This window comes from Vibrio sp. A11, assembly GCF_013048705.1.
Classification (GTDB): Bacteria; Pseudomonadota; Gammaproteobacteria; order Enterobacterales; family Vibrionaceae; genus Vibrio; species Vibrio metschnikovii.
Genome location: NZ_VHSI01000031.1, coordinates 1 through 8204 on the forward strand (window position 1 = coordinate 1; position 8204 = coordinate 8204).

Consider the following 8204-nt stretch of genomic DNA (forward strand, 5'->3'; position numbering starts at 1 on the left):
TGCTCAAAGTCAGCAGTGGCCTGAATCAGGTTTTTCTGGTTTTGCATGGTGCCTTCCTTATATTGGATAAGCACTTAGTAAACCAGAGCTGGCGAGTTAAGTTGAGCTATGCTGCCGTAAGCTCACGGTTTATCGACTTTCACGCCTTGGCTTAGGTACTAAGGTGCGACTCATTGCGTAGAAGTTGTGGATCAAACTTAGAATCATGCTTTAGTCAGTCATACTCAGCTTTCACGTATGGGTCTTCAAATGCTTTTAACTTTAATGCTTCGAGCTTACTGAGCTTCCTTAAAGTCAAACTTCCATCACCATTATCAATCCATTCTATTGGATCACCTTCGTTCCAAGCCAAGTCTTTTTGTAATTCATCAGGTATTAAGAAGTAGCGTTCGCCATCTTCATTTTGTTCAATTTTCACTCGCACTAAATACATCCTCATACTAAATCTAAGGTATGTTATAGGTTTATCGCATTACAATCGATTAGGCAAAGAAGATAGCTGAAAAGTGTTAGATAAATCTGGGCTAAATTGGAACGGGACACTCACTCACGCGCCATGACAGATGGTCTTGACAATGACAACAATCAAGAGATCACAATAACTAAAATATACATACAAACGTTACAACTTAAAATGCTTTAAACATCATTAGTAATTTTTAACTGTAACGAGTCTTTTAACTGATTAGTCTTAAGATGGGAGCTTTAAAAACTTAAATCATCATAGATGCATTTACTGCGCATAGCAGTGAATGCATCTATGATGATCAACGAAGTCGCATCAGCGACGCACGTTACTGATCATATATAGATCCATAGGATCATAAGATCATAGGAGTAAAAACAAAGCTTAATAAAAGGAAATTTCCTAATTTTAAGCTTTGTTTGTGGTGGTGATAGCTTAATGTTAGGAAGTTAAAGCTTATTATTAGGAAATAACGCTTGTTCCAATAGCTTAATGTTAGGAAGTAAGCCTAATATTAAGCTTAATATTAGGAAATGAAACAATCCTAAAAATAGCTTAATAATAGGAAATTTATAACATTTCAAGACAGGAAAAGAGTAAAAATAACAAATAAACAGAGAGTTATAATTTTGATTTTGTCGTTCTTAGCTCAGACAATTCAGAAGCCATTCCGCTCCCAAATGGACCATGTGTTGTTTGCTCAGCCAAACGTTTTGATTCTTCAGATAAGAGAGAATCATTGCGTTCAATGATTACTTGCTTTTCAGATAATTGACTTAGGCGCTTTCTAGATACTTTTTGAGTCTTTCTCTCTTGACTAACCTCTTCTAGTTCCAATTGCATCAGACTTTTACTATCTAGATGTAACAAGGAACCTTCGCTCCAATGCAATTGAATTGGCCTTTTCCATTGTTGATCATATGGAATGTAATTCGCCTTGATATGTCGCAAGCGAGTCTCTTGGATTGTACCATCCTTTTTATCTACAACTTGATCTAAGTATAAATGCAGTTTCGATTTAGATAACGTCGAAGATAAACCTGAGCCAGAGACACTGTTTATAACGTCTTTTCCCCTACTCACATCTTTTGTTGGATGATGGACAACTAAAACGGCGGCATCTGCTTCCTGTGCGAGTTTTTCTAACGCTATTCTTATGTAATAGTCATCTTCAACAACGTTTGCAGAGCCAATGGCATCTCGAAGAGTATCTATAATTATGAGGTCAAATGATTTGGCCGTATTTATTAATTTATCTAGAGCTTTGGATGATTCTTGCCATTCTTTGGTATGTTTTGCTCCGCCTGAGCAACAAATAGGATCGGCATGACAGTAAATCCCCACATTTTCCTTCAAGCGCTCTTTCACACTAATCGAAAACCGCGACAAATGGGTTTGGATGCGAGGTAGAGTTCCAGGTAATGAATCTTCAATTGGCCAGATTAACGTTTTAAGCGCTTTGTTATTACTATGGCTTACCCCGATTAGTGGATATTCTGGTAACGCCATTTCATAAGCAATTGAAAGAGCGAGATAACTTTTTCCCGAATCAGGTGGAGCGATCAGAAAGCCAATACTACCTCTAAATAACCCTTTCAATATTTGTTCTTTCTGATTAGAGGCTAAATTACTGGTGATTTCCTGTTCGCTTAAGGCTATAACATCTTGATTATTTATAGAAGATGTCATTTTGTCGTCTCCTCTTTTTCGTCATCGCCGATATAAAGTAAGATATAATCTTTCTTTTTATCATGATTGTTTTTTTCTTGAAGTAGTAACCCAAAATCTCGATACAGAACTTCTTTTTTTAACACGACTTCAGTCATGGTATTGTTGATATGACGACTAACGTGCTGTTTTGATACTCTGATCTTATTTGCATAATAGTCTTTGATGAGCTCAGTTAAATACTTACCATGCAAGAATTCCCGTTTATGTGCATCAAGGTATTTACAAAAATCAGTGACAGCATGTTTTCCTGTCAGTTGTGGATAGACTTTTAAGAATCTTTTACGACTTATTGCCCCCTCTTGCCGTAAAGAAGCAGTAAACGTTTTATGTACACCGACAATAAAGTGAGTAATGGTATCGGCTCTAATTGAGCTTTTATTCTTGACTCCGTCCAGTACAAGTAGAGGGATGTAGTTACTGTCTACGAGTTTCATTCTTGTATGAAATTGTGGGAGTGTTTCGCCTTGTTTCTCGTAATCTAAGATTAACAGCATTTGTGAGAGTCTTTGTAGTCTCGTCATTACTGTGTTCTTGTTTGCCTTTTGATTTTTTAGATTAAGAAAATCAAATAAGGTAGTAAAATCACATAAAAAATAATCATATACACCACTAAACATTTTTGTATCTAGAAGATCGTGGTATTGATTAGAAAGCCTATCAATCTCGACGTTAATTTGTGCGATCTCAATCGCTTGTCTTAATGTTAATCCAGACAAATCAACATACATTCCTCCGACACTGACAATACCTTCTAGTAGATGTCTATCATCAGCTAAGCAAACAGCGCTATAGACATCAATACGAACAGTATCGAATTCTCTTTTGTTAGCTCCCTTTTTCCAGTATGGCTTTGAAAGACTGGTAGACATTAACGGTTTTTGAGCTAAAAGCTGCTGCTCTAAATGCCCTGGATCCGCGCTTATTTTTGACGTTAGGTCACGTGGAACTCGACCTGGGAGAAAAATGCAATCCATCAAAGTGGTAGTTGATGGTCTGTTGCCAAATGCTTCGTTGACTATTTCAGCCGGAAAGTAGCCTTCCAAATTATCCATATTACTACTCATTGCCTGTACCTATTTGCTTTTGATGAAGCATACCACATACCTTAAAAAGAGGAAAATGAGCTTTGAAAATGTGATTTATACCTTAAAATTAGACAATATATAGTCGTGTTAATGGTTTTTTAGCTTAATTTTAGGAAATGTCATTTATAGCTTAATTTAAGGAAGGTAAGAAATCTTAAGCTGTAGGGGATTCACGGTATTCTGTTTAGGTTAAACAGACTCTTTACCGTTTTAGCAACTCTGCCATAAACCCTCGCCCAATTCTGGCGGGGAGAAGTTAGGGTAGCGTTAACTACGATTTTATTGGGAATATTTTGTCAATGTTCAGGCTGAACATTCCAGCTGAATGCAAAAATAATTATTTAAAATTAATTGTTTTTAGCAATCTCGCCGTAAACCCTCGCCTATTCTGAGGGTGGGGATATGAGCCGAAAGTGCGATAGCACTTTAAGATAGAAAGAGGCTACTTGGTGATTATAATGCTCTATCCACACAGCATTATAATTTGTGTTGAGAGTAACAAAAGTACGCATTTACCCAACACAAGAACAAGCTGAGGTTATCTTATGTTGCGATTGAGTAAAACGGCAGAAACATAGTCAAGATAAGATTTGTAAAATTCGCTGAGAAGAGTGTGACTACTCACCGCCCTAATCGGGCGATACTTCTTATTTCGTTAGCCGTTGCTCGATAGTATCGAGACTTACTCAGCTTCCATCCTAAATGGCTAGGATGGCGAAAGCGATCAATTTACCCTAGTGACGAAAGACAGTGATACTCAACATCTTCACTCACGTAATACAGGTGCACCTTTACTCTTTGGGGAAGATGAAGTGATAGGCATCGCCAATCACTTTGCCGGAGAGAGCGCTACGTTCACTCATGTTGGGCATTATCTGCCTTTACTTATTGAGCGTATCGATGCCGTGGTCGTGCCAGCGTTTGTTAATGAATATTTGGAAGTGAAAGTCGAACTCGAAACCGGACTTATGTGGGATCAACTGCAACTCGAACCACTGAGCACCACATTCATGGTACAAAACCTCACCAATGAAGAACAAATGCTCAACCCGTTTATCATTTTGGCGTAAAACCTCCCCATTTATGGGGAGGATGTAAGGCATTGCTACGAAGTAGCAAAAATTAGTCAGGACGATTCTGACTCTCAATGTACCTAGTTAAAACTTCAAGACTTGCTCCTCCGCAAGATCCAGCAAAGTAACTAGGACTCCAAAGCGCCCCTTTCCACAAGTAACGATGAATGACAGGGAACTCTTGCCGTAGAAGCCTAGAACTAACCCCTTTCAATGAATTGATCAGCTTCGATAACTGCACTTTTGGAGGGTACTCAAGCATTAGATGAACGTGATCTTTCTCACCGTTGAACTCCTTTAGCTCAACTTCAAAATCGTTACATACTTCTCTTAATATTTGCTCCAAACGAATCAGTATTTCGTCATTGAACACCTTCCGCCGATACTTGGTGACAAAAACCAAATGTGCGTGTAATGCGCTGACGCAATGACGACCTCGACGGATCGGATGTTCTTGGCTATGTGTCATTAGACCAACTATTGATTTGTTGTTTAAGTCTATCCATAATAAGGCATCTTATCAGGAAAGACCAAATGACATTAGTAGCTTACAAATATCGGTTTAAGCCAAGTAAAGAGCAAGCAGAAATGCTTGAGCATACCTTTGGCTGCGTGCGATTTGTTTACAACAATGCTTTGGCTTTCTCGAAAGAACAGTATGAACAAGGTAACAAAACCAACTTCAGCGATTGGAATCAAAATTTAACTACGCTTAAAAAAGATGCGGATTATTCTTGGTTGAAGAACGTCTCAAGTGTGCCATTACAGCAATCGCTCCGTCATCTTGATAAAGCGTTTAAAGCATTTTTCAAATCTGGATTTGGCTATCCTAAGTTCAAAAACAAACATGGTAAGCAATCCGCTTGCTACATGGCTAACGCTTTTAAATTCAACGCTGAAACAAAGCAAATCACTTTAGCCAAGATGAAAAATTCATTGAAAGTCAAACTATCAAGACCGTTCAATGGCAGCCCGTCTTCCGTCTATGTGTCCAAAACTAAAACAGGCAAATACTTCATTTCGATGCTTGTTGAAACAGAAATTCAACCGTTACCTATCGCAAGCAAAACTGTGGGTGTAGACGTTGGTATCAAATCACTTGCGGCTTGTTCTGATGGCGTTGTATTCAACAATCCCAAATACACCAAGAAGTACGAGAAGAAGCTGGCTAAAGCTCAACGTAAACTTTCCAAGAAGACGAAAGGTTCTAATAATTTCAATAAGCAACGCATCATCGTGGCAAAGATCCACGAGAAGATTGCAAATTGTCGTGTTGATTTCACGCATAAAATGACAACGAAACTGATAAACGAAAACCAAGTGATCTGTATCGAGTCATTGCGAGTTAAAAACATGTTGAAAAACAAAAAGCTAGCAAAAGCAATTAGTGACGCAAACTTTGGCGAAATTGTCAGGCAGCTAGAGTACAAAGCTGCTTGGTATGGTCGAAGAGTGTCTAAGATTGATCAGTGGTTCCCAAGCTCTAAATTGTGTGCTTGTTGTGGGGCTGTATATCAGGGCAAATGGTCACTTGCTATTCGTGAATGGCGATGCGACTGCGGTTCTGTAAACGACAGGGATTTGAATGCCGCTAACAATATCCACATAGAGGGGTTACGGTTAGCAGTTTAAGTATTTGTGGTGGTAGGGACTACCAACACATTAAACGCCTGTAAGAGACAATGTAAGCCGACTCGATTTTAGTAATGGAGCGCAAATGTCGCCGACGACAGGAATCCACACTCCTTTAGGGGTGTGGTAGTTCAAGATATTAAGCTCAGAAATCCTATCTCAGCAGTGCTGTTGCAAAATACCTAATCTGGAATACAATATACTGTATCCATATACAGTATATATTTTTATGAAAGTCATCCCTATCTTTGCTCATGCTGGTATCACAGGCTTCGAGAGTCCTGCTGAAGAGTATACTCAACTCGCTTTAGATCTAGACCAGCTTCTTATTGAGCATCCTTGTGCCACCTTTCTGGGATACGCATGTGGAGATTCTATGCAAGATGTGGGTATCTTCGACAAAGATTTACTTATTGTAGATCGCTCATTAGATGTACAAGATTTCGATATCATAGTGGCGAACTTCAATGGGGAATTTATTTGTAAACAAATCGACCTCAATCGTCGATTACTCCTCTCTGCTAATGAGCGATACCAGCCCGTTCCTATCCACGAATTGGATCAATTTTCCCTCGAAGGTATTGTAACTCGCTCAATTCGCTGCCACCGAGTGAGTCCATTGTTGAGATCGAGATAATGTTTGCTTTGGTTGATGCTAATTCTTTCTACTGTAGCGCTGAGCAAGTTTTTCGCCCCGATTGGCGTGGAAAGCCTATGATCGTTTTGTCCAACAATGACGGTTGCATTGTCGCAGCAAATCGACAAGCTAAAGAAGTTGGTATAGAAAAGTTCAAACCATACTTTCAAGTTAAAGCACTTTGTGAACAGAAGGGGGTGATTGCTCTGTCATCGAACTATGAGTTGTATGCGGATTTATCTGCCAAAATGATGCAGGTTATTGGTCGCTTCGCACCTGAACAACACATATACAGTATCGATGAGTCTTTCCTTTCATTTGAGCATAGCTTTCCAGCCATTCGTTCTCTCAAAGAGCATGGAATGAAATTACGACGCGCTGTTTGGCGTGAATGTCGATTACCCGTATGTGTCGGATTTGGGCAAACATTGACACTCGCCAAAGTGGCCAATCATGCTGCGAAAAAAATTGAGGGATATAATGGGGTATGTGTCTTAGATAGCGAACGAGAGCGTAGGGCGGTTTTAGGGCAACTGCATGTCTCAGAGGTATGGGGCATAGGCAGGAAACTAACTCATCGATTAGAGATGATAGGAATTAATACGGCGCTCAAGCTTGCTAATTACCCTCCTGCACTGATTAGAAAAGAGTTTAACGTAGAAGTGGAGCGTACAGTACGTGAACTCAATGGACAAAAATGTAAGGGTTGGGATACCGCTAGAGCGGATAAGAAACAAATATTTTCTACCCGCAGTGCAGGGCAGAGGATTACTGACCTTGAGTCGTTGCAGCAAGCATTGTGCAAGCATGCGAATATTGCTTCCCTTAAGGCTCGAAAACAAAAATCACTGTGTCGAGTTATGCTTTGTTTCGCTAACAGTTCACCGTTTGACTCGCTTCCTGTGGCACGCCGAGCGGTTCATCGTTTTGCGTATCCAACTGCTGATGTAACCCTAATAACTCAAGCTGCCTCTAAACTGGCTGAGCAGTTATTTCAACAGGATGTGAGGTTTTATAAAATTGGTGTTGGGCTGATTGACTTAGTTGACGGGCAGCATGAGCAGCCCGATCTGTTCAACCTGACCCCGAATAACCCTAAGCTTATGAATGTGTATGACACGTTAAACAATCGATTTGGGAGTGATGCTATTTTCCTTGCTGCTCAAGGCATAAGTCAAAAATGGGCAATGCGGCGTGAAATGTTGTCGCCTCAATACACCACCCGTTGGCATGATTTACCAAAAATCAAATGCTGATAGTGTAAATTATGCTCTACCTAATACAGAGCTAGCTTGGTTTTGCCCCAAAATCATCTAAAGCAAAAGCTCATACACATTCTGTTAATGTACATTTGCCCTACAAAAAGTTATCTGAATGCAGCTGTTTGAGACATTATTCGCCCCTGCTTAGTCTAATCCCTCAATATTGCCACTAACCTGATCATAAATTGAAGGTAAGCGCTCATTACTCAGCATAACTCATGTTCCAACCACAACGATCTAGTCTTTAGCCAAGTTCCAAGGCAGTAGCGCTTCTATTTGCTCAAGAGTTTCAGCGTATGGCAGCTGAGTAAGAAGGGT

At 39.7% G+C, this 8204-nt stretch carries 8 protein-coding genes; 4 read left to right on the forward strand and 4 right to left on the reverse strand.

The annotated features are described in order from the left end of the window. Nucleotides 1-214: 214 nt before the first annotated feature. From FKQ60_RS16700 to FKQ60_RS16710, 3 genes are all read right to left on the reverse strand, one after another. Entirely contained in the window at nucleotides 215-418 is a 204-nt protein-coding gene (locus FKQ60_RS16700) for a hypothetical protein (RefSeq protein ID WP_346009513.1), read from the reverse strand. A gap of 669 nt (nucleotides 419-1087) precedes the next feature. After that, nucleotides 1088-2155 (reverse strand): AAA family ATPase, encoded by a 1068-nt coding sequence (locus FKQ60_RS16705; protein ID WP_004394098.1) that lies wholly within the window; start codon nucleotides 2153-2155, stop codon nucleotides 1088-1090. After that, complete coding sequence (locus FKQ60_RS16710; RefSeq protein WP_170905724.1) at nucleotides 2152-3261, reverse strand: hypothetical protein; 1110 nt, start codon at nucleotides 3259-3261, stop codon at nucleotides 2152-2154. The genes FKQ60_RS16705 and FKQ60_RS16710 overlap by 4 nt, the downstream gene beginning before the upstream one ends. Nucleotides 3262-4019: 758 nt before the next feature. Between FKQ60_RS16710 and FKQ60_RS16720 the strand changes: the two genes are divergently transcribed. Beyond that, nucleotides 4020-4352 (forward strand): hypothetical protein, encoded by a 333-nt coding sequence (locus tag FKQ60_RS16720; protein WP_170905723.1) that lies wholly within the window; start codon nucleotides 4020-4022, stop codon nucleotides 4350-4352. Between the two features lie 52 nt (nucleotides 4353-4404). Here the strand turns inward: FKQ60_RS16720 and tnpA are convergent, their stop codons facing one another. Then, on the reverse strand, nucleotides 4405-4824 hold the full coding sequence (tnpA, locus tag FKQ60_RS16725; RefSeq protein ID WP_170905755.1) for an IS200/IS605 family transposase: 420 nt from the start codon (nucleotides 4822-4824) through the stop codon (nucleotides 4405-4407). A gap of 65 nt (nucleotides 4825-4889) precedes the next feature. Here tnpA and FKQ60_RS16730 point away from each other — a divergent pair, with 65 nt between their 5' ends. From FKQ60_RS16730 to FKQ60_RS16740, 3 genes are all read left to right on the forward strand, one after another. Beyond that, complete coding sequence (locus FKQ60_RS16730) at nucleotides 4890-5987, forward strand: RNA-guided endonuclease TnpB family protein (protein ID WP_170906784.1); 1098 nt, start codon at nucleotides 4890-4892, stop codon at nucleotides 5985-5987. A 229-nt stretch (nucleotides 5988-6216) separates the two neighbouring features. Further along, nucleotides 6217-6624, forward strand: coding sequence for a translesion error-prone DNA polymerase V autoproteolytic subunit (gene umuD, locus FKQ60_RS16735; RefSeq protein ID WP_170905750.1), 408 nt, complete (start codon nucleotides 6217-6219; stop codon nucleotides 6622-6624). Continuing rightward, nucleotides 6624-7880, forward strand: coding sequence for a Y-family DNA polymerase (locus FKQ60_RS16740; protein ID WP_170905749.1), 1257 nt, complete (start codon nucleotides 6624-6626; stop codon nucleotides 7878-7880). The genes umuD and FKQ60_RS16740 overlap by 1 nt, the downstream gene beginning before the upstream one ends. Nucleotides 7881-8204 lie beyond the last annotated feature (324 nt).

Coding starts and splice junctions, on each gene's coding strand:
- umuD (WP_170905750.1), top strand. CDS start 6,217: ATGAAAGTCATCCCTATCTTTGCTCATGCTGGTATCACAGGCTTCGAG.
- FKQ60_RS16710 (WP_170905724.1), bottom strand. CDS start 3,261: ATGAGTAGTAATATGGATAATTTGGAAGGCTACTTTCCGGCTGAAATA.
- FKQ60_RS16730 (WP_170906784.1), top strand. CDS start 4,890: ATGACATTAGTAGCTTACAAATATCGGTTTAAGCCAAGTAAAGAGCAA.
- FKQ60_RS16705 (WP_004394098.1), bottom strand. CDS start 2,155: ATGACATCTTCTATAAATAATCAAGATGTTATAGCCTTAAGCGAACAG.
- tnpA (WP_170905755.1), bottom strand. CDS start 4,824: ATGACACATAGCCAAGAACATCCGATCCGTCGAGGTCGTCATTGCGTC.
- FKQ60_RS16740 (WP_170905749.1), top strand. CDS start 6,624: ATGTTTGCTTTGGTTGATGCTAATTCTTTCTACTGTAGCGCTGAGCAA.